The sequence below is a fragment of the Arcobacter suis CECT 7833 genome (genome assembly GCF_003544815.1).
GTDB classification, from domain to species: Bacteria; Campylobacterota; Campylobacteria; order Campylobacterales; family Arcobacteraceae; genus Aliarcobacter; species Aliarcobacter suis.
Genome location: NZ_CP032100.1, coordinates 882291 through 904120, shown reverse-complemented (window position 1 = coordinate 904120; position 21830 = coordinate 882291). Strand labels below are relative to the sequence as shown.

The window sequence follows — 21830 nt, the reverse complement described above, 5'->3', positions numbered from 1 at the left end:
TCTACTCTCCTAAACTTTTTTCACAATGATTTTTTTCTAATCTTTTTAAAAAGCAACAAAGTTTTTTATCAAACCATGTCGCTTCACCTTTTTCTATTCTTCTACCAATATGAGAACTAACTGTTTCATCTTGACTTCCATCCCAAAATATAACATTACACATCTGGTCAAAGATGAGTAAAATCCTATTTAACCTGCTTCTTTTTTTTCTATCATTTTCAAATTTTTCTATTAGATCTTTACTCATAATTTACTCGCTTGTAAAAATAAATCATCAAGTTGTGCATCACTTAATCCAAGAGCTGTTGCCATACCTAAAAGGATTTCATCATTTCGATAGAAGTTCTGAGCATTTGTCCAATAAAGTTCTATTTTTCTATCAACTTTAACCATTACTTCAACTTCATCAAGTAATTCCTCATCTAATAATTGTAATTTTGCTTGAAGAGGTGTAATTGAATTAGGAATAATTACAACTTGCTCTGGCTCAACATAAGGAGCTATTTTTTGCTTTTTACAGTACTCTTCAAGTGGTATTAAAATCTCATTTTTATCTTCATCAAAAGTACCAGTTGCAAAATAATGTAAATCTTCCGTATCTACTAAATTAAGAGTCATTGGAATTTCCCCATACTCTTCACAAGTAGCAAGTAAATCTATAAAAGAATTATCTTCTTTACTATATTTTAAATCTTTAATTTTTGTAAAAATCATTATATTCCCCTTTATGCAATTCTTAAGAAAAGTCCATAAGACTCTGTGCTTTGAGAGGTTGAACCTCTTCCCATATATCTCCATGTACCTGTCAAGACACTCCCCCCAGTAAGTTTTGAATTACCAGCATTAATCCCACTACCAGCTATGGTACCACCTAAAGAGAGTAGTGCTCCACTGATTATTGAGGCATGTGTATAACTTCCAATTGCACCTGCAGATAACCCAGCATTTGCAGTGCCTACTACTGTATTTGTAATATTTGCCAATACAAATGCAGTAGTTGCTATTTGTGTATTATTAGTACCAACTGTAGCGGTTGGTGCTGTTGGAGTTCCTGTTAATGCTGGGCTTGCAAGTGCTGCTTTTGCATTTAATTGTGTTTGAACATTTCCAGTTAATGCACTTAAATAATTTAACTGTTCAGCTGTGATTAAAACTCCATCTAAAATATTTAATTCTGCTGTTGAAACAGTAGCTCCATCTAAAATATTTAATTCTGCTGCTGTTGCATTTATCCCTAAAGTTGATAAGCTTGAAGTTGGAAGAGAAGCCCAAATATAAACTCCTGCAACTGATGTTGCTTGTAAAAATTTACCATTGTTTGCTATTCCATTTGCAGGTACATGCAAGTTTCCATCACCTGTTGGATGAGAATAGTTATTTGCATCTTCTGCAATATTATTAAGTTTTATTTTATCAGTAGAACTCATAAAACCATTTGCTGTTGTTGTTGCAGCAGTATGCCCATGATTTGCTACTGCATAATATGATGCAGTTTGACCATTTAACTTATCACTATCTCTTACTTTTATTTCATATAGATTTGATAAATCACTCCAAGTAGTTCCATCCCATATCTCAAATTTACCACCTGAGCTATTCCATCGTTTAGTTTTATTTGGTAAATTTTCAGAAGTTGTATTGTCAAACCAAATAGCAATATCTTCATCTCTTGATTTCATTTCTGCTAAAAAATTAGCATAGTTTGAAGTTAGTACAGGTAAAATCCAATTCGCATTCATATTAATATCCTTCCGCTGACCAAGTAAAGTCGCTTGTTATTCTATTTCCATTCATATCGTATATATACACCTTAAAATAAGTTGGGTTTGGAACATCTGTAAAATCACAAATAAAATTTTTTAAGGTTGTTCCAAGTGGAGTAATAGATATGTTTACTACATCAACAAATGACTTATTAAAATTTACTATTGTTCCATGTACATCACTATCTTTTGCTGTTGTTTTTCCATTATCACTTTTGATTTTAGAATCAAGTTTTACCTCCATTGTATTTACGATAAAGGCATCATTTACACTTCCTATAAAACTAACTTTTACTTTCACATATCTAAAGTTTGAAGTAGTAACTTTTGAGCTATTACTATATAAGGTCCAATTAGTATTATCTTCGCTAATTGAAATATCTATTTGGAATCCACCATTGCCTATTCTTTCATAATCAAGAATTGCTGTAACAGTTGTTGAAGCTAAAACAGTTCCATAATCAAACACTTCTTCATAATATGAAGTAGTTGCAAATGGTTGTGCATAAAGCAAATAACCTGCATTTACTTGCTCTTGTGCTGAGCTCCAATTATTTACAATAAAGTGATTTTCAAAAGTCTCATTTTTAATACCTAAATATAATTTCTTTGACTCAGAAAATGAATTATATTTTGTACCAGAAAAGTCACTAAACCATTGAGCATTTAGAGTATAGTCTGGTGGTTCATTTACAAGAGCTGTAGTGGATAAACTATCTCCTTTATTTCCTGCAGAGTCAACTGGTGTTATCCAATAAGTGTAGTAATCACTTTTAGACTCAAAAAGGTTTGCAAAGGTTGAATTATTTGTTCCTATTTGTTCTGCAGTTGCTAAAGTTTCACCTTTTTTTATTTCCACATGGGCTATTGGTAAAGTTTTTGCTGTTTGCTTCCAATACAATAAAATATTGTTATCTATAACTTTTGAAGTAACCTCAGTTACAGTTGGAAGGGCTATTGTAGAAGTAGCTGTTCTGATTGTAGAAACATTTCCTGCAATATCAACAGCTTGAATAGTAATACTCTTTGAATTCCAATTTGCCTTGGTTGTATATGTTGTTGTTTTTGCTATTGTTGTAAGGTCATCATGGCTTACAATATAGTGTGAAATTGGATAAGTTGAATTTGACTCTTCCCATTTTATAAGTACATTCTCACCTTTATATGCAACACTAACATTTGGAGAAAGTGGAACATCAACTACAATACTTTCTTCAATTGCATCACTTGGATTTAACCCTACATTTAAAGCTTCTACTTTAAAAGTATGAGTACCATTTTTTAAAAGCTTATAGTTAAATGTACTTGATTTAATATTATCTTCAATTACTACATTGTTATGATATATTCTATATCCAGCAGCATATGCAACTGGACTCCATGAAATAACTGTATTAGTAGCTAATAGATTAATACTTAAATCTGTTGGTGTTCCTATTTTTGCTAAAAGACCTATAAAAGTATATGAAATAGCTTTATCATTTACTTTTATTTCATAAGATTTACCTCTTGTTAAAAGATTCTTGATTTCAAAATTATTAGTTGTTGTAGTTCCTATTTTTTTACCATCTAAATAAATAGTATTAGTTAATTTATTACCATTAAAAGAGACAACAAGTATTTCATCTATTGTTCCATCATTTTTTTGAATTAAGATTTCTTCGGTTTGAATATTTGTTGTATTATCAATTAATACTATTGGTTCTACATTAATAATTGCACTATCATTATAAACATCTTCGTTATATTCAATTGCAGATATTTTTCTTTTTAGATCACTAGCTCTTGTAATACTTGTTACTCTATAAAGATTTGTTGCTTCTGTATCAAGTTTTCCAAGAGCATATACATCAAATTTATTAATTTCCCGTGGGAAAGTTCCAATTTCTATCCTATGTGAAAAAGTATTCATATTAACAGAAGGAATATTGATAGTCATGATTTCATCATCTATACATCTTATTTGTATTTGATAATCTTCATTGTCCAAAAGTTCTACTTCTTGGTCAAGTATTAATGTATTATTATTTTCAACTCCTAAAATTCTTCCATCTGCTAAAGTATTTGTCATATACTTAACACCTACTTTTATTACATCACCAACATTACAAGCAATGGAATCTACAAAGGCTGTAAAAGATACAGTTTCACTTATGTATCTATTTTTATTTAATAAAAATTTTGCATAAGATGCTGCCATTGCTCTTCTTGTGCAACCATATAAATTAATTGAAGATTTGATTTCCATGGTTTTTGAATCAAAATCATGTGATTGAACTTGAACTGTTTTAGATTTATAACTATCCGTTTCATCATAGTATGTAACTTCAATAGTATTACTTCGTTCATTGTATGGAATATATGAGATTGAAAATGAACTATCAATAATATTTCCACCAGTGAATAAAAAACCTTGAGTTGGAATATCAACTACTTTTTCAACAATTGGAGTAAAGATACTTCCAAACTGTAATACAATCCCACGACCTAAAACAGATATCATATTTAAAGCTGATTGAAGCTCTTGTTGAGAATCTAAATATAAACCAACTGTTAAGTTTTTAGCAGTACAAAAATCTGCCCACTCTTGGAATTTTGTTAAGTTAATATCTTCGTCAGGAATCCCTTCTCTTTTTAATAAATCATAACAAGCCCAAGCTGGGTTATTTTTTTGTTTTACAGTTCCTGTATTATTTACTAAACAAGTTATTGTAGGAATACTACCATTTAATTGATCTGTTGCCATTGCATTAATAGCAAGTAAGGCAACACCTGGATAACAAAAATCATCATACACTATTTCATTTATATAATCTAAACTAAGAGCATTTGCAACTCTTGTATTGGTATCATAAGAACTTGTTCTTTTTATCTTAACATCATAAGTATCTACTTCAAGATTTTTAAATCTATAACTTAATCTTTTTGAAGTTTTATAAGTATTTGAAACGGTATAAGATTGAGTTATCCAAGTTGTACTACTGCTTTTTTTATAACTTATTTCAAAAGATACAGATTTATTTAAATAAGTCCCATCATCTGAAATACTAAATAAACCACTTCCAAAAAGCATAACAACTTCAAGTTCATTTATAGTGTTTGAAACTGTTGTATATGTAGTTTCATAATTTAATTCATTTAGATTTCTACTTAATGAAATCGTTGTTGCAGTATCTCTAAAATTTCCGATTGCTGTTTGATTTTCAGTTCCTAAAGTTGTAAAATATTCAACATCATTAAAATTTAATATTGCTTGATTATTTATTTCTATATCACTTATATTATTTACAACTCCATCATTTACAGCCATTAGAATATTTAGATATTGTTTATCACCATCTAATGATAAATAACTAGCAATAACTGGTGGTGTTACTCTCGCTGTTCCCAATATAATAGGGAGAGTTGTTCCAACCTCACGATTATTTGAACCACCACTATAAGCATAAGTAGGAGATACTTCACTAAGAGCTGTTGAAGTTGCAACAGATGGTGATGCAGCTGGTAAAAGTGCATTTACTAGCATACCACCACCAATAATAATCCCTGCTTGCAAACCACCCAAAATAAAAGCTCCAGTCATTCCACCATAAACACCAGCTCCCACCATCCCTGCAGTCGCTCCCATAAATCCAGCAGCTAAACCCTGAGAAGCAACTACAAGTGCTACCATTGCAACGATTCTAATTACATTTTTACCACCACCGCCACCACCTGCAGGTATAGGAACTATTACTAAAAAGTCATTTTCTTTTAGTTTGTATTCATAGTTTTCTGTGATATTCCCATTTAAAGATACTACAAATTCTATGTCTTCACTGTATGGAACTAAACACTCATAAATAAAACATGGATTTATCCTTTGAACTGTTTTTTCATTTGGATTAAAAGGATTTAGTATTGTTGTTAATGTTGCCATTTGTAAAATCCTTTTATTTGGTTTTTTATTTTTTCATCATTAATACTTGTTAGATATGAACTCATATTTTCCCTTGTATCAATAAATCTTTTATCATCAATCATCACTGCAAAATGAGTTATTAAAGTTGGATGTTCAGCATTTACAGCCATTGCAACAACTGCATTTTTAGATGGAACTGTTGAAGTCCAGTTTTTTGAAATCTCATTTAAATAATTTGCAAATGTTCGTCTTGGTTGTTCTGCTGTAATTACAGTTTCAGGAATTTCAATATTTAAAACTTCTTTATAATAAAGCTTTACAAGTCCATAACAATCACACCCTCTAAAAGTTCTACCTTTAGAAACGAAAGGAATACCAATAAATCTACTTATCATATTGAAACTCCTTGATTCCCAATAGCTGGAAAACCGCCATATCTTTTAGAATTCTCAAGTTGTCTGCATCTTGAAAGTGATTTATCACATAAAGATACTGGTCCTGAATATCCACAAAGAGTAGATTTAAATTTGAATCTACAAGAGTTAGGAAACATTCTAGTTTGTGGTGTTCTAGCACGGAACAAATCCCTAGCACTTACTGTAAAACTAACTTCTAAATGATTTAAATTTGAAGTTGTAAGTATTAGGTTTGTGCTATAAACTGGTGTTGTATTTGCTAAATCTTTACTATTTACAATATATAAAACGACAGTTATTGCTTCAAAACCATTTGTTTTTACATAAGCATCATATTGTCGAATATATTGACCTATTATATTTTTTACATTTCCAACTTTTATTTGAAACTGGCTAGTTTCAGCATTCACAGATTGTGATATTTCATCAAGCTCAAAAGGGAATTTAAGCCAAGTAAAACTTTTCCAAGTTATATCTTCATTGTTATTTACAATTCTTAGAGTTTCTGCAACAGATGGAATATTTATTTCCAACATACTAAGCCAAACGCTGTTGCTATTTAGTTGGTTTTTTTCTATTTTTGTAATATCAGATAACATTTTTAAACCTCTTTTATAGCTATTTTAGTGCTATAAGTTTTCATTGTTTTATCGTATGAAAAATTGATTTCATCCATTTCAAAATTAACTTCATATACATCATCCGTTAATGGATGAACAAAACTAAAACTAAGACCTTGATTTGTTGTAAAGAATGTATCTAATTCTATTTTTTCGACTAATGTTAAATTCTCATGTGTAAAAGAAAAAGCTAGAATTTTTCTAGTATATTTTGCAACTTTTTGAGAATATCCACTGTTATAACTACTTGTAGAAACTGGTTTAATAGTTTTTTCATCAAAGCTTTCAATATTTAAAGTAGTAGGATAAATAGCCATTATCTAGTCCCTTTGATAATATCTCGAATTCCCATTGTGTTTCTGCTTACTCCATTCATTACAATTGTTAAAACCTTTTCTGCTTCTCCATTTTGATTATTTTGTGTAAGTTCACTTATTTTGTCAGCTGTTATTTCACTTGAAGTATTATTTTGAATATTTAAAACAACTTTAGAAGGAATAGACTTAACTCCTAAATCACTTCCAACTCTACTTAATGGAATAATTGCTTCAGGTCCTGCTTCCCCCATAAGTCCAGTTTTACCATTTGTCATAGGAAAGTATGTAGGACTCCCAACAACTCCACCTGTTGCAAATGCAACATCATGTCCACCTTCAAATACATTACCATGTGCAGAAGCAAAAATACTACTAAAAGCACTAGAAATACCACTATTATCAAATAGATTACCTGCTATTCCTGCAAGTTGTTTTTGAATAACAAGTTTTGCTAAATCACTACCCAAACTTCTTGCAAAATCACTGAAACTAGATTTTCCTTCAACCACAAAATCAGCTAGAGAACTACTCATACCATCTAAAGTTCTTTCAAAAAACATTTTAGATTGAGCATAGTTATCATTTACATTGTCTTGGTACTCTTTAACAGCATCTTCCATTCCCATATGCCAATCATTTGAAGCTTCTCTTTTTTCTTGTTCCATTTTCTTATAATATTCAGCTTCATCTGCTGCTATTTCTTTAGATTTAGCAGAATACATTTCTTCTATTTTTACTTCATCTTGTTTTTGTTTTTTCAATTCACTTCGTTGTTGATTGAGCTGTTCTCTCTCATAATCAAATCGTGTCATTACTGATTGATTATATTCATTAGTAAATTGTTTTTGTTTTTCTAATATCTCTTTATCATTATCTTCCTGCTCTTTTACCCTAGTTTCATTTGCTTCTTTTATTTTTGATTGATACCATTCTTCAACTTTTACAGCAGATATTTTATTATTCAATAATTTTTGTTTTTCAGCATCAAGTAAAGAGACTTGATAATCATATTTACTCATAGTTGCTTGTTTATATTTATTGTTAAAATCTTCTTCTAGCTTTATTCTTTCTTCAGCATGTTTTTTTGATGCTTCTACTTGTTTTTTAGCTTCATTTTCTTCATTAACTTGATTCTTCCCTGCATTAAATGAATCTTGTTTTTGTTTTGAGATTTTTTCTTCAACTTTTAATGTTTGTTCTAATTGTTCTTTATATGCATTCAAATTATTTTTAGCAGCTCTTAATTCAGCAGATGTTTTACCATCCTCACTATTTCCAAAAAGTTTATCTCCAAGAGAAACTGACTTTAAGTCATTTTCTAAATCTTTAATATGTTTTGATGTCTCTTGTATTTTTTGGTTTAGTTCAAAAGCACTCATTTCTCTTTGAATATCTAAAAAATCAGAAACGGCTCTACTTGCTTCTACTAATGCAGGAGTAAAAACTGTCATGATTTTATTTCCTACACCAGTTGAAATTGAACCAAGGGCATCTAATCCATCATTCAACTCACCAGCATTATTTGCAAAATCCTGAGAGATTATATTTCCTGTTATTTCAGCTTGTTTACCAAGTCTTTCAATCCCATCTGCTCCAAGGTCGGTATATCTTACTAAATCACCTGCACCTTTTCCAAAAATCTCTTGAACTAATGCAGTTTTTTTATATCCATCGTCCATGCTTTGAAGTTTAGAAACGATTATGTCGAAAGTTTTTTCAGTTGATGTAAAATTCTCTTTTGCAAATGAAGCACTAATCCCTAGCTCTTCAAAAGCTTTAGCAGCTCCACCACCACCATCACGATTAAAGTCATTTATATTTGCAATTAATTTTGAAAAACCAGACTCTAAAGTTGAGATTTCAACTCCTGCAAATTTGGCTATGTAAGTATATTTACTCCAAGCTTCAGAGCTTAATGCTAATTTTTGAGCTTGTTCTCCCATAGCATCAGCTGTATCAATAATATTTTTCATAGTAGAAACTGAAACTATTCCTGAGATAATACCAGCTAGAGGACCAAGTGATGATTTTATATTGCTAACTGTTTTATCAACTGTTTGTTGAGCTTTTGTCATACCCTCAACTAACTTTGATACATCAGCAGCTACATCAATTAATACTCCACCTATTTTTGTAGCCATTACTATCCTTTCTTAATATTATTCATTGCTTCAATGATTTGTTCTGCTAAAGATTGCTCTTTTTTTGGTTCTTTTTTAATTGTTATCATAAAATCTTCAATTAAAAAAGGTTTTGATTTTTGATTTCTATTTACATTTGCAAATAGTTGCATCTCTTTTGCTAACATTATTTCTACTCTATCAGATAAAAAAGGCTCAATTTGTGAATATTCATACCACTCACAAAGCTCTTTATATGACATCTTGTTTTCAAGTTCTGATACAGTACAACCAAGATTTAATGCTAGACGGAATAAAAACCGCCTATCATCTACTTTTTTACTTTATTTACCTCTAAAATCTTTTCATTTGCACTCTCAACAAATTCTTTATCTTTTAGATTTTTAATTTCTTCAGGGATAAAGACTTTATTACCATCAGCATCCACCAATCCAAGAGAAACTCTTAAGCAAATAGAATCAAAATATGATTCATCTGTTACTTTTAGTTTTTTATCTTCTACTGAAATAGCATTTTCAATCAATTTATTTTCAATTAAAAATTTCTCTTTAATTGTTAGCTCACTGACAAATAAACCTTCTTTTTTTTCAAAAGGAAATTTATTTATTGTATTTTTTTTAATGAACTCTTCTTTATTAAAAGTATTTTTTTTAAAAAACATTACGAAGCCTTAGTTTTTGTAACAGAACCAGTGATTTCACAACTTGAATCAAATATTAATGTTTCATCAACACCAATACCGTCCGATTTAAATGTTAAAACAAAAACCTCAAAAACCCAAGTAGTCCCTTTACCTTCTGGTGTTTTTTTATTATCTAATTCAACTTTCATTGTTAGTGAGATAGTCTCACCTCTCGCATTTTCTAACATTCCTTGTCCAGGATCATCTTCTATATAATTTCCACTAAAAGTAACTTGACCCTCATCTTTCAAACCTACTTTTTTCTCTTTTCCTTTCGATTTTAGATGTGTTACATCTTTAACCGATGGCGTTCCACCACCAATACCCCCAAATGTTTTTACTTCGCCAACTTCAATAAAAGTTGTTCCATCTACACTTACACTAATTGTTGCACCTTGACCGCTAATTGCTAAACTCATGCTTTAATCCTTTTTATAAAATTGATAATCTGCTTTGATACTATGAAGTTTTGTATCACTTTCATAGGCATCAACTGCATTTTTATATATTGCTATATTTTTTAAACTCTCTTTTAAAACTTGAAATAAATTTTCAAGTTCCAACTCATCTTTTGAATAAAGAGATATTTGAAAAATACCTTTTTCTTTATCCATACCTTTTAAATGCTGTTCTGTATTGTCAATAATTCTTTGATAAGTAATAGCAGGAAATGCAGTATCACTTTCTATCTTTTTAGAAAATATTCTATCTTCTACGATTGCTGTAATTTCATTACTTTTTAAACTTTGATATACAAATTGTTTAAGCATTTTTACTTCTTTCAATCTCTTTATCTATTCGTTGAGACATCTTTTTTCTAACTTCATTTATTACTTCATCTGCTTTTGATTCAAGAGCTGGTCTCATATAAGGTTCAGCTTGCATTTTAGAACTACCAAATTCAACGATATGTCCATAATAAGCATCATCTTCTCCACCTTGTTTAATCCCAAGTTGATATTTGATTTGATTCTTGTTTTTTGGTCGTCTTTTTTTGATTACAATTGCTTTTTCTAATTTTCTTTTTCTTTTTGGAACATTCTTTTTTGCTTCTTTTTGAATAGTAACAATCCCAGCTCTTACTGCACTATTTAAAATATTGTTTTGAACATTTTGTGGAAAAGCTTTCAAAGCTTTTGAAAGTTCTTTTAAACCTTTGATTTCACTCATTATCAAAACCTTTTACAGCGATTAATAACTGTTTATTTTGAGCATAAATATTGTTTATTTTAATAATTTCATATTTTCTGCCCTGATATTCAATAACTAATTTTTCATTAATCAATGAGTTATACCTAACTGAAATAATTAACTCCGTTTTTGATAGAACCGAATTGTCAAAATACTTTTCAGTAGTCTGAATATCTCTTATACTTGCAGGAACTTTCTGATTAAATACATTTTCAAACTCTACTTTTCTAGCTCCAATTGCATCTGGAGTTTTGTTTTTTGAAAGAAAATCTATATATTTATTAAAAGCTCCTGCTCTCATTAACTTCTTATCCTATATCTTTGTAAAATTGAATCAACATGATTATTTTTTGCAATTGAAACACCTGCTGTTAGTTCTTCTCTAAATTCATATAAAGTAGAAACTCTCACTTTTAACCATTGTCTTAAATCCGCTGGAAAATTAGTTGTATAACCACTTTTAAAAGTAATTCTCACAGCTTGTTTATGATTTTTTATTTGTACATTTGGAGTAGTATTAAATACAATTTTTCCAACTTCATACTCATTAAATAAATAATATGATGTTGAATCTATTGTTTGATACACTCCATTAATATCCATATATTCAATTGATACTATCTCTTGAACTGGATTTTTTTGAAATTTAAAATTTTCCCCAGGGAAATTTGATAAATACATTTCATAAGTAGCACTTGCAAACTGTCTATTTGTAATATCTTGAGCTTCAGTTATTGCAGAATTTATAAAATCTTGAATATCCGTATCATCTTCTATATCAATAACTTTTATAAATTTTTTTGCAACTGCTAAAGATAAAATATTATCAATATCCGTTTGTGTTGGAACTACTTTTTGAACTATCATTTTTCTTCATCACCTTGGTTTTGTTCATCTTCTTTTTTTTCAGGTTCTTGTTTATTTAAATCATCTAATAAATCAACATAAGATTTATAATAAACAACAGCATCATCTAAAATATGCGTGATTGCATCTACTTCAGATTGTAAATTTGCTCTTTTATTTTCTAAAAAGTCTTTTTCTAAGATTGCTGCAGCTTGTCTCTCTTCTTCTTCTTTTTGTTCTTGTTTTGATTTTTCATCATCTAAAAAAAGTGCATAAATTTCTTTTGCTTTTTTATCAGCTGGTTCAGCAACACCATTTTTAATTAAACTACACCCTTCATTATTTATAATATCTTCAGTCACGCCAGTCTGATAATTAATATTTGGACCGACGAGAGAAGTTAAAAACTTCACTCTCATTATTTTGCCCCTTATGCCATTCTTAGCGTTTTAATTGCTTCAGGTAGAGCTAATTTCCCATCTACTCTTTTATCAATTCTAAATCCCACATGACCAGTTGTTGAATATAACTCGTCAAGTCTTTTTAGAGTCATAACTTTTCTATCTTTAATGTAGTAATATGAAAAATCACCATAAGCAATAGGTTTTTTACCAGTTGCAACATCTGGCATAAATTTATTAATTACAATAGTTTTTTTATCAAAAGTATCCGGATCTCCATTAAATCCTGGAACCCAAAGATATTGACCAGTAGAATCTTTTAGTTTTCGTAATAAATTTTTAGTATTTTTATTCATCATTAAAACTGCATTTTGTTCATAATCTGGATCTAATGAACCCATTAAATCCAATAAATCATCTGATGTAATTGCAACAGAAGAAGCTGCTACTTTACCAATTTGAGCTGTTAATAAAAATCCTGTTGGTTTTTTTACTCCATCACCATCTACAAAAGCTTTTTCTTCTGATTTAACAGTAGATTTTACAAATTTCATTGCAATATAATTTTCAATTGCTGGTACTGTATCATCCAGTGCTTCATCTGTAACTTTAACAATTCTTCCTGTTTTCCATGCTGCTAATTGAATTTGTCCAAGCGTTGGATCAGATTCAGGGTAAACACCTTCTTCATCAATCCACCCATTTTCACCATCGTCACCTTCAACTGGTATATTTTCTGTATGACTAGATGTTGAAACATTTGCAATGTTTCTTATGTATGATTTTTCTGCACTTTTTAAAATAATTGTTGTTGCAAATGTTTCTGGAACTAAGTATCCACCTTTTGCACCTTCTGTTGTTGATAATGCTTTCATCTCATCTATTGAAAGATTTTTCCCTTTTGCCATATTCCAAAAAGCATTTCTTTCAAATTCTTTATCTTTATCTATACTTGCACTTGGTAAAACATCATCAACTTGATTTCTTAATTTTGCTTGAATATCTAATGTTTCAATTTGAGCAGTTAAACTATCAACCTCTTTTTTAGCAGCATCATAATTCGCTTGTGCAAAATTTTCACCAGTTGAAATTGCAATCATTTTGTCTAAAGCATCTTTTCTAGCTTGAATTAATTCTTCTTTTGTTTTCATATTTAAAATACCTTTCTTTCTAAGATTTCGATTTCTCTTTTTCTTTCATCTTGTTTAGCACTATTTAATGCCACCTCTTTTTCTTCATCATCTACATTAGGAACAACATCTAAAACACCATCTTTAGTGAGTTTTGCAACAGCTTGCACGAACTCATCATTTGAGAATTTCTCACTTGCTGTTTTACAACAAGCTTTAAAACTCTCTCTTGCTAATGCCAATGATTCATCTTTAGTGTTTTGATTTTCAGTTGAAATAATTTCATCACAAAAACCAAAATCTAAAATTTCATTACCAAAGTAGTAAGATTCTTGATCCATTGCTTGTTTTATAATTTCTTTTGATTTCCCAGTTTTTGAAATGTATTTTTTAGCTATCAATGAAGAAAGTCCAGCTAAAACATCTGCTACTTTTCTTAATTCATTTTCATCGCCATAAGTAAAGGTCCAAGCATTATGAATCATGAATGTTGAGTTATCATGAGCAACAATCTTATCACCAGCCATTGCAATATATGTAGTTATTGAAGCTACTAAAGAACCCATAACCATAGTTACAGTCCCTTTGTCATATTCTTTAAATGCATTGTGTATTGAGATACCTTCGAAAACGCTACCACCTGGACTCTCTAATGTTACTTTTACATCACCAGTTATAGAACTTAAATATTCTCTCACAGTTGATGCACTCATACCCCAAGAGCCTATTTCTCCATCAATCAAAAATTCATTCATTATTTATTTTCCCCCGTGAAATTTTTTAAATCTTTTGTAGCTTCACCGCTTATTATTCTGCTTACAGGTGCATAAGATAACTGCATAAAGTAGTTATCTCCACCTTCATAAGAGTTCATATCTTCATTACTTCTTATTTCATTTGGATTCATAGAACCAATTCCCCACATGTTTTTGTAGTATTCAGCTTTTGTTTTTACATCAGCTCTTAATAATGCGTTAAATTGGAATTTAATAATTAGATTTTGTTTTTCTTTGTTAGTTAAAAGTTTTTGTTCTGCTTTTTCTTCAATTGCAATAGAAACTGGTAAAACAGTACCAGTTTGAAACTCTAAATATTTTTGCTCTAAATTTCCATAAGCTGTTGCTGTTGAATCATTTAGCATTGAAGTAGGAACACCAAATATTGCACCAATATTTTCACGATTAAGTTTTCTTGATTCGAGCCATTGAGCATCACTATTATTAATTGTAATTGGTGTGAAAGTCAAACCATCTTCAAGTAATATAGGTTTACCACTATTTTCTAAACCTGAATATTTATCTGCTAAACTCTCTTTTAATCTAGTAAAAGCATCAGGTGACAATACGGTAGGATGTGTAAATGCACCACTTGGTGTTGCTTGATTTTTGAATAATTTATTTCCATGAGTTGCAGTATTATTTGCAAATTCTAATGTTTGTCTTGCATATGCAATTCTTGAAATACCTACTAATCCTTCATTATCAGGAATATCTATAATATGAAGAATTCTATCGCTAGATATTGAAATACCATTATAGTCATAGATTTTTTCTTTGTTATTGCCTTTAAGAACATGAGTTACAGTCATTAAATCAGCTTTTAGTGGATAAAGTGCCACTATTTCCCCTAACCCATTTTTAACTATTTGAGCATAATGATTTCCCCTTAAGTCTAAATCTTGAGAAATCATTTTTTTCCACTCAAAAGCTGTTAATATTGGATTTGGTTCTTTTCTTAAAAGTCTATATAAAGTATGTTCTTTATGCTCTTTTTTTCCATTATCAGTAACTATATAAAGCTTTAAAGGCATTATTGCCATTGCATTTGCTTTTAGATTTATACAAGCGAATACATCTGCTATTTTTTGAGCAGTTCCAACCGATACACTACCTCTTGAAGAAAACAAATCTAAATATCTAGTACTATCACTATGAAATACTTCAGTAGTATCAGCAGACATAAATGGAGATAGTAAATTTTTCATTCTTGAGTATCTTTAGTTAATAAAATTAAAATAAATTGAGAAAGAATAAAAAATGTACTAATTAGATATGTTGAACCTAAAGATATTTGAAAGTATCTAAAATCAAAAAGACAAAATACTCCAATTGAAATAATTGTTGATAGGAACAATAGAAATGATAATATGATTATAAGGGTTTTTAATTTTTCCATGAGAGAAGTTTATAAAATTGCCGCCAACATATGTTGGCGTTGGAAAGATTTGGAAAAGAATTTGGAAATTTGTAAAAATTAATAAATTAATTAATAAAAATATCAATATAATACTTTATTATGTATTGGGGTAGTGATACTTTTGGTAGAGGAAAACAAAACAACAAAATTGAGAAAAAAACTAAGGTTAGTAATAAGCCTAGTAAAATTAAAAGCAAACACTATAAACCTAATGAAAATTCGGTAAATAGTTTTATTTTTGATTTAGATATTAAGTTGCAAATAAAATCTTCAAGCAAAAAAGAAGGAAGCCAAAAAATTCCAAAAAATACAACAAAAAAAGGAGGTAAATAATGAAAACTACATTATTAACTACTTTACTAACTGTATCTTTAATCGCTGGCGTTGGTGCTACATGTCACCAACCCAATACATAATTTTCCCACGGGAAAATTCTACAAATCTCTTAATCCTCTCTCTTCATACACATTTACAGTTTTTTCATCTTGTGTTGCTTCAAAATATGAAAGTGCGTTAATTATTGCAGCTGCTCCATCTATTTTTTTGTTTGGATTTGTTTTATCAGGCTTAATATTTCCCGTTGCATCTGAGATAATCGTTAAATTTGATACCATCCAGTTTAAAACTGGGTCATTTTCATGCACTAAATTGCCCTCTTTTACTAAATCTAAAAAGAATTTTGTAGGTGAAGAAATAGAGCCAAAACCTTGTCTTATTGGAATATTATCTTCATATCCATTATCTTCTAGCCTTTTAACTAAATGTTTTGCTTTCCATGGGTCATATGTAACAGCTTTACAACTATCAAGATGAATTTTCATATCTTCATATATAAAATCATAATCTATTGTACTTCCTGGTGTTGCTGTAATCCATCCCTCATTTACCCAACTAACTAAAGGTACTTTTAGTGTTTTTTCTCTCTCAAATAGATTTTCTTTAGGTATATAATGCTTCATTTTTACATAATATTTATTTTGATATTTATAAATATTTGCTTTTGCTGAAAAATCATCTGCTATTGAAAGGTCAAATCCTTGTACTAATATAGGAATAGCCCCAGGAATGGTAAAATCTATCATCTCACCAGCACATGCCTTCCATTTTTCATAAGGGATAAATGATTCAGCACTATTTGTCCAAATATTTAAATTTTTAATTAAAAAATTGTTTTTTAATTCTGGTCTTTCATAGGCTTGTTTTGCTTGTCTTTCCATATAATCTTTAGAAACTGAAACTCCATAATTTGGATTTGCTTTTGCCCAAGTTAATTCTTCAAATGGATCATCATCTTTATCAGGTTCTGCAATAAAAGCAAAAAAACTATCATCTTCAATTCTTTCTTCTAAAATATTTTTTGCATATTCATACATATTATAACCAGGGCTAAATACATTTGAACCAGCTGTTGTTATTCCAAACATCAAGGGTTGAATTCTTGAACCTTGACCTGATTCTACTACTTCCCACAAAGAGTTATCAGGATGAGCGTGTAATTCATCTGCAACTCCTATTGTTGGATTAGAACCATCTTCAGTATCAGAATCTCTACCAAGAGTTGAAAACTTTGTATCTGTTTTTTGCATAGTAATTACCCCATAGGTAATTTTACTATCATCTTTTAACTCTTTATGAGCTTTTACCATATGCTCAACACCAGTCCAAGCTAATTTTGCTTGTTTATTCTTTGTAGCAAATATAACAACTTCACCACCCATTTCATATCTAATAATTGAATCTGCTATTGTTATTGCTGAAGCTAATAAAGTTTTACCATTCTTTCTAGGAATAAAGAAAAATACTGTATTAAATCTTCTTACCCATTTACCTCTTGAATTCTTTTTTTCCCATCCAAAAGCAATACATATTGATTTCTTTTGCCAAGCTTCAAGTTTTATATTTTGCCCTGCTAATTCACCTTTATAGTGTTTCATATTCTCGATAATTTTAATATATGCTATTCCAAGCTTTTTATTAAATCTTAGATTAGATTTAGCTCCTGATTCAACAGCTGCTAAATCTCTATGATGTCTTTCAAAAGTTTTTTCATAATAAGCATGAACTTCTTGATTGTTAAATTTCATCTAAATCCTCATCAGAAGCAAACTCAGGTACAAAATCATAAAGTGAAGTTTGTCCTTCCTCTTCTTTTTTAAAGTTTAATCCAAGTTTTTTTCTTGAAGCAATAGATAATCCAAGTTGATTTGCAATAGTTACTAGGTTCTTTTGAATTGCAAGTGTTGCTGTAAAAAGTGGTGACATATATTCAGAACCAGTTTTTGTACTAGTTGAAATAATCTTATCAACACCTAACCCTAATTTACTTTCTAGATCTATATACCTTTCATAAGATTTTGCATACATCACAATTAATGGTTCATCAACTGGTGAATATTGTTTACCTAATTCTTTTTTTATTTCTTCAATTTTTCTAACTGCTGTTTTACCTAATATTGCCACGTGTGGTTTATATTCAGTAGTGGAAACAGTGGAATTTTTGGAAATTCTATGTTCAACATTCCAATTGTGCAATTTGATTAAAATTCCAATTTGTGTATGGTTCGTTCCAAATTCTTTAGCTATTGCACGATATGAACGCTTTGTATTTTCTACTGCATTTTTTATACTTTCAAGATTTTCCACTTAAGGGTACCCCTCTAAACTTGATTTTGTAAAAATTTGACTGAAGGGTCGGTGTAGGAGTGAACCAACTCACAGAAAAATGACCTACCCTCCCTTTTATTTTTTCCATCTATTACCTTCTTCATTTTCTTTAATGTTGTGGCAACTTTTACACATTGATTGTAAATTTTCTAAATCTAGTTTAGCTCCACCTTTTTTTATAGCAACTTTATGGTCAACTGTATCAGCTGGTTTACCACATTCAACACAGAATGGATTGCGATTTAAAACTATATCTCTAACTTTTTTCCATTCGACACTATGATAAAATTTATTTGATTCTTGATTTCTTTCTTTCTTATCATAAGTTTTATCTCTAATAGTTTTACATTTAGGACATCTAGGTTGTTGTTCTGTCTTATCCCATAATCCATGAATTGGACATATTCTTTTACTCATTTATAAAATCCTAATAAAGTATTTTTAGTTAGTGAAATAACTACTTCAAACTCATTAGCTTCTTCTTTGTTTATCTTGCAACAGATATAATTTTGTTCTAAAAGTTTTTTAATATCATCATCAAGTTTTATATACAAGTGATCATGTTCTTTAAACATATCAGCTTTGATTGAATAACCTTTTGAGTATGCTTCACTAAAATATCTACTTCTAAGTCCTAACTTCTTTTCAACAATAAAAGCTAATTCATAACCTACTTTGATATATGGAAGATTTGATAATATATCTTTCACTACATCAACATCAATGTTATGTTTCTTTGATGACTCTTTTGCATAATCAAATAAGCTTTTAGGTATTGAACTCATGCTACATATCCAAATCTTTTATTTGCAATATATTCTGCAATATAAGAACTTTCAAGTTTTAAAGGAACTAAACTATCACTAATAAATTTATTCTCATTGTCATAGAACCAACCTAAATGTCTATTTTGTTTTGAATCAATTACCCAAGCTCTTCTTGGAACATAAGTATCAATAACACCATTTAAAAAACCATCAAAGTCTTTTTGATAAGTTAAATCAATAGCTGCTTTATATTTATCTATTGCTTCCATTATTATTTTAATATCAGTGTTCTTCCATCTTTTTAAATAAATAGACTGACTTCTATTTTTATTAGAAGTTTTTTTATCGTATCTATTCCAAAGTATCTCAAAGTTTGCACTATAACTATTCTTTTTAGAAGAAGGATTTTGATCTGCTGATTCGTTAGAATCTGCATTTATATTATTAATATTAGAGTTCTTAGTATCTTCGTTCGATTGATGTTCGATTTGATTTTCTTTAGTGTTCGATTCATCTTTTAAGTTATCTGAATTTATCGGGCTTGTATCTTCTTTTTGATGTTCGATTTGATTTTCTTTAGTGTTCGATTTTTGTTCGATTGTTTTTGAGATAGCAGAATAGTGTGAACTATTTTTAAGCTCCCAAAATGTAAAGAACTTACTAATCTCTTCTTTGAATTCTTTTATCCAAACAACTGGTGTACTAGAAGACCTTAACCCCCATGATTGTTGATAGAATCTAAATGAATTAATATTATCATTATGCATATCAAGAAAATACTCTAAAAATGCTCTTGCCTTATCTCTTTTGCCATCTTGCTGTAGCTTTTCAACATATCCAGTTGGCATCATTACATAATATTTACTCATTGGTTATACCTATTCTTTTAATCTCTATTGCTTCACCAAAGCCTTTTATATCTAACATTGGTAGCTGTGCTTTATAATGTCGCATCATAGATGGGTTACAGTATTTCAATATCTCTTTTAAATCTTTTGGTGTATTCACTTCTATTTTTTCCCCTGTTTTAAATTCAATTATTTCAATCATCACATATAAATAGAAGACACTTCTGCTTTATCATTAGACTTATAAGTTATCTCAACAACTGGGAAATATCCAAAGCTGTTGGTTGGACCTTTAAACTGTGTGTTAATAACTCCACATGGTCCATTTCTATTTTTTAAAACTAAAATATTTGCATCATTTACATCTGCTTCCATTTCATTCTTTTCAGCTTTCTGATAGTATGAATCCCTATGAGGAAAGATAATAATATCCCCATCTTCTTCTAAGCTACCAGTGTCTTTTAAATCACTAATTTGTGGTCTATTTTTTGAATTACCTTTTCTCTCAGTTACTCCACGATTCAATTGAGATAAAGCAATAATAGTTATACCCAACTCTTTAGCTACCTCTTTGAGCATCTTACTTCCTGCTGATAGTTCTTCTCTCTTCCATCTTAAATCAGTTTTTACATATCCAATATGATCTAATATCCAAACATCAGTTGGAAGTCCTTTTTTTGCTCTTTGTCTTTTGATTTTTAAGAATTTTGATTTTAATTGATTAAAAGTAAGTACTTTGTCATCTATATGTAAATAGTCACTATTAGATAGTTTTTGAAGTGTTTCATTGAATTTATTAATATCTTTTACTAAGCCATTTAATAAATCAGTAATATCCTCTTGATTCTCTTGAGCAATCATTCTAAGAATTACATCTTCAGCTGGCATTTCTAAACTATCAATAACAACTCCAAGCTTATCTTTAATACATCTATTTGCTATTTGAAAGGCTAAACTTGATTTTCCCATTGAAGGTCTTGCACCAATAATTACAAGAGTACCAGGTGCGATTCTAAATTTATTATCAAAGTTAGGTATACCCAATTTAACAAGCTTTTTATTTGTATCAGGTTGTGAAGCTTTTTGATGTTTTTCTTTAAACGATTGAACTACATCAAAGATACTTCTACTCTTATAACTCTTAGAAGTATCAGTTATCTTATAAAGCTCACTCTCAACAGTAGCAATAGCTTCTTCACAGCTAACTTCAGCTTCTATTGCTACTTTTTTAATCGTTGTTGCAAGTGATGCTAAATCTCTTTTAATTGCACCATCTTTTATTTCTTTTACATAAGCTTTTGTATTTGAAATGGGATTTGCACTTAATATCTCAAGTAATACAGAATCATCTACATCTTTTGAATCTAGCCTTTTTCTTAAGAACTCTTCATCAATTGGCATATCTTCATTGTGTAGTTTTAGCATTGCTTCAAATATCTTTTGGTGAGCAGGTAAATAAAAATCTTTAGCTTTTAAAATATCTTTTGCAGTATATATTTCATCACCATTAAAAAATATAGCAGATAATACAGCTCTTTCAATATTTATAGAATAAACACTATTATTATTCATCTGAACTATCTTTAAATGAAGTTAATGAATACTCTTTTGTTTGAGTTCCTTCTATCTTTTGACTAAATATCTCAATACCTTTTTTTCTAAGTTTTCCAATAACAGCTGCTAAACAAAAACAATCAAATTCATGTGCAGCAATTGCAGGTGAGATAGTATTCCCATTTTTCAAGTAAGTTAGGATTTTGTCTTGATTAGTATTATTAGCCATGAGTTATACCTTTTCTTATATTTTCAAGATATCTTTTTGTATCTTTGATTAGTGTTTTTATATCTTTCATATCTACTAAATCAGCATCATTTAATTCAAGTTTTTGAATTTGAATACTGTTTTGTGATGGGAATTTTCTTGATAAGTTTAGAGCTTCATTCATA

The 21830-nt window shown here is 29.6% G+C and carries 28 protein-coding genes; all 28 read right to left on the bottom strand.

Translation table 11 applies throughout. From position 1 onward, the window contains the following. Nucleotide 1: 1 nt before the first annotated feature. Complete coding sequence (locus ASUIS_RS04620; protein ID WP_118885908.1) at nucleotides 2-247, bottom strand: hypothetical protein; 246 nt, start codon at nucleotides 245-247, stop codon at nucleotides 2-4. Then, nucleotides 244-714: a hypothetical protein gene (locus ASUIS_RS04615; RefSeq protein WP_118885907.1), complete on the bottom strand. Its 471-nt coding sequence runs from the start codon at nucleotides 712-714 to the stop codon at nucleotides 244-246. Before ASUIS_RS04615 ends, ASUIS_RS04620 begins: the two co-directional genes overlap by 4 nt. Before the next feature lie 11 nt (nucleotides 715-725). Continuing rightward, nucleotides 726-1739 (bottom strand): hypothetical protein, encoded by a 1014-nt coding sequence (locus ASUIS_RS04610; protein WP_118885906.1) that lies wholly within the window; start codon nucleotides 1737-1739, stop codon nucleotides 726-728. A 1-nt stretch (nucleotide 1740) separates the two neighbouring features. After that, nucleotides 1741-5682, bottom strand: coding sequence for a phage tail protein (locus ASUIS_RS04605; protein ID WP_118885905.1), 3942 nt, complete (start codon nucleotides 5680-5682; stop codon nucleotides 1741-1743). Further along, entirely contained in the window at nucleotides 5670-6059 is a 390-nt protein-coding gene (locus tag ASUIS_RS04600; protein ID WP_118885904.1) for an NlpC/P60 family protein, read from the bottom strand. The genes ASUIS_RS04605 and ASUIS_RS04600 overlap by 13 nt, the downstream gene beginning before the upstream one ends. Then, a complete protein-coding gene (locus ASUIS_RS04595; RefSeq protein ID WP_118885903.1) occupies nucleotides 6056-6679 on the bottom strand; it encodes a DUF1833 family protein in 624 nt (207 codons plus the stop codon). Before ASUIS_RS04595 ends, ASUIS_RS04600 begins: the two co-directional genes overlap by 4 nt. A 2-nt stretch (nucleotides 6680-6681) precedes the next feature. Further along, a complete protein-coding gene (locus ASUIS_RS04590; protein ID WP_118885902.1) occupies nucleotides 6682-7017 on the bottom strand; it encodes a hypothetical protein in 336 nt (111 codons plus the stop codon). After that, nucleotides 7017-9158 (bottom strand): phage tail tape measure C-terminal domain-containing protein, encoded by a 2142-nt coding sequence (locus ASUIS_RS13855; protein ID WP_118885901.1) that lies wholly within the window; start codon nucleotides 9156-9158, stop codon nucleotides 7017-7019. Before ASUIS_RS13855 ends, ASUIS_RS04590 begins: the two co-directional genes overlap by 1 nt. Nucleotides 9159-9160: 2 nt before the next feature. After that, nucleotides 9161-9400: a phage tail assembly protein T gene (locus ASUIS_RS04580; RefSeq protein ID WP_118885900.1), complete on the bottom strand. Its 240-nt coding sequence runs from the start codon at nucleotides 9398-9400 to the stop codon at nucleotides 9161-9163. Between the two features lie 68 nt (nucleotides 9401-9468). After that, nucleotides 9469-9819 carry a hypothetical protein gene (locus ASUIS_RS04575; protein ID WP_118885899.1) on the bottom strand — a complete coding sequence of 117 codons (351 nt, stop codon included), beginning with the start codon at nucleotides 9817-9819 and terminating at the stop codon, nucleotides 9469-9471. Then, nucleotides 9819-10259 (bottom strand): phage tail tube protein, encoded by a 441-nt coding sequence (locus ASUIS_RS04570; protein ID WP_118885898.1) that lies wholly within the window; start codon nucleotides 10257-10259, stop codon nucleotides 9819-9821. Before ASUIS_RS04570 ends, ASUIS_RS04575 begins: the two co-directional genes overlap by 1 nt. Before the next feature lie 3 nt (nucleotides 10260-10262). After that, nucleotides 10263-10610: a tail completion protein gp17 gene (gene gp17, locus ASUIS_RS04565; RefSeq protein ID WP_118885897.1), complete on the bottom strand. Its 348-nt coding sequence runs from the start codon at nucleotides 10608-10610 to the stop codon at nucleotides 10263-10265. Continuing rightward, nucleotides 10603-11010 carry an HK97-gp10 family putative phage morphogenesis protein gene (locus ASUIS_RS04560; protein WP_118885896.1) on the bottom strand — a complete coding sequence of 136 codons (408 nt, stop codon included), beginning with the start codon at nucleotides 11008-11010 and terminating at the stop codon, nucleotides 10603-10605. The genes gp17 and ASUIS_RS04560 overlap by 8 nt, the downstream gene beginning before the upstream one ends. Further along, a complete protein-coding gene (locus tag ASUIS_RS04555) occupies nucleotides 11003-11332 on the bottom strand; it encodes a phage head closure protein (protein WP_118885895.1) in 330 nt (109 codons plus the stop codon). Before ASUIS_RS04555 ends, ASUIS_RS04560 begins: the two co-directional genes overlap by 8 nt. Beyond that, nucleotides 11332-11898: a head-tail connector protein gene (locus ASUIS_RS04550; protein WP_118885894.1), complete on the bottom strand. Its 567-nt coding sequence runs from the start codon at nucleotides 11896-11898 to the stop codon at nucleotides 11332-11334. The genes ASUIS_RS04555 and ASUIS_RS04550 overlap by 1 nt, the downstream gene beginning before the upstream one ends. Further along, nucleotides 11895-12296, bottom strand: coding sequence for a hypothetical protein (locus ASUIS_RS04545; RefSeq protein WP_118885893.1), 402 nt, complete (start codon nucleotides 12294-12296; stop codon nucleotides 11895-11897). Before ASUIS_RS04545 ends, ASUIS_RS04550 begins: the two co-directional genes overlap by 4 nt. A gap of 11 nt (nucleotides 12297-12307) precedes the next feature. Continuing rightward, nucleotides 12308-13429, bottom strand: a complete 1122-nt coding sequence (locus ASUIS_RS04540) for a phage major capsid protein (protein ID WP_118885892.1) — start codon at nucleotides 13427-13429, stop codon at nucleotides 12308-12310. Between the two features lie 2 nt (nucleotides 13430-13431). Continuing rightward, on the bottom strand, nucleotides 13432-14163 hold the full coding sequence (locus ASUIS_RS04535) for a head maturation protease, ClpP-related (protein ID WP_118885891.1): 732 nt from the start codon (nucleotides 14161-14163) through the stop codon (nucleotides 13432-13434). Then, on the bottom strand, nucleotides 14163-15392 hold the full coding sequence (locus ASUIS_RS04530) for a phage portal protein (RefSeq protein WP_118885890.1): 1230 nt from the start codon (nucleotides 15390-15392) through the stop codon (nucleotides 14163-14165). The genes ASUIS_RS04535 and ASUIS_RS04530 overlap by 1 nt, the downstream gene beginning before the upstream one ends. Nucleotides 15393-16038: 646 nt before the next feature. Continuing rightward, on the bottom strand, nucleotides 16039-17688 hold the full coding sequence (locus ASUIS_RS04515; RefSeq protein ID WP_118885887.1) for a terminase large subunit: 1650 nt from the start codon (nucleotides 17686-17688) through the stop codon (nucleotides 16039-16041). Beyond that, complete coding sequence (locus tag ASUIS_RS04510; RefSeq protein WP_118885886.1) at nucleotides 17678-18247, bottom strand: P27 family phage terminase small subunit; 570 nt, start codon at nucleotides 18245-18247, stop codon at nucleotides 17678-17680. The genes ASUIS_RS04515 and ASUIS_RS04510 overlap by 11 nt, the downstream gene beginning before the upstream one ends. Nucleotides 18248-18343: 96 nt before the next feature. Next, entirely contained in the window at nucleotides 18344-18685 is a 342-nt protein-coding gene (locus tag ASUIS_RS04505; RefSeq protein ID WP_118885885.1) for an HNH endonuclease, read from the bottom strand. Beyond that, nucleotides 18682-19053, bottom strand: a complete 372-nt coding sequence (locus ASUIS_RS04500; protein WP_118885884.1) for a hypothetical protein — start codon at nucleotides 19051-19053, stop codon at nucleotides 18682-18684. The genes ASUIS_RS04505 and ASUIS_RS04500 overlap by 4 nt, the downstream gene beginning before the upstream one ends. Continuing rightward, nucleotides 19050-19904 (bottom strand): hypothetical protein, encoded by an 855-nt coding sequence (locus ASUIS_RS04495; protein WP_118885883.1) that lies wholly within the window; start codon nucleotides 19902-19904, stop codon nucleotides 19050-19052. The genes ASUIS_RS04500 and ASUIS_RS04495 overlap by 4 nt, the downstream gene beginning before the upstream one ends. Continuing rightward, a complete protein-coding gene (locus tag ASUIS_RS04490) occupies nucleotides 19897-20085 on the bottom strand; it encodes a hypothetical protein (RefSeq protein WP_118885882.1) in 189 nt (62 codons plus the stop codon). The genes ASUIS_RS04495 and ASUIS_RS04490 overlap by 8 nt, the downstream gene beginning before the upstream one ends. Beyond that, a complete protein-coding gene (locus ASUIS_RS04485; protein ID WP_118885881.1) occupies nucleotides 20085-21455 on the bottom strand; it encodes a DnaB-like helicase C-terminal domain-containing protein in 1371 nt (456 codons plus the stop codon). The genes ASUIS_RS04490 and ASUIS_RS04485 overlap by 1 nt, the downstream gene beginning before the upstream one ends. Then, entirely contained in the window at nucleotides 21448-21666 is a 219-nt protein-coding gene (locus ASUIS_RS04480; RefSeq protein ID WP_118885880.1) for a helix-turn-helix domain-containing protein, read from the bottom strand. Before ASUIS_RS04480 ends, ASUIS_RS04485 begins: the two co-directional genes overlap by 8 nt. Then, nucleotides 21659-21829 (bottom strand): hypothetical protein, encoded by a 171-nt coding sequence (locus tag ASUIS_RS13670; protein WP_153801672.1) that lies wholly within the window; start codon nucleotides 21827-21829, stop codon nucleotides 21659-21661. Before ASUIS_RS13670 ends, ASUIS_RS04480 begins: the two co-directional genes overlap by 8 nt. Nucleotide 21830: the final 1 nt, after the last annotated feature.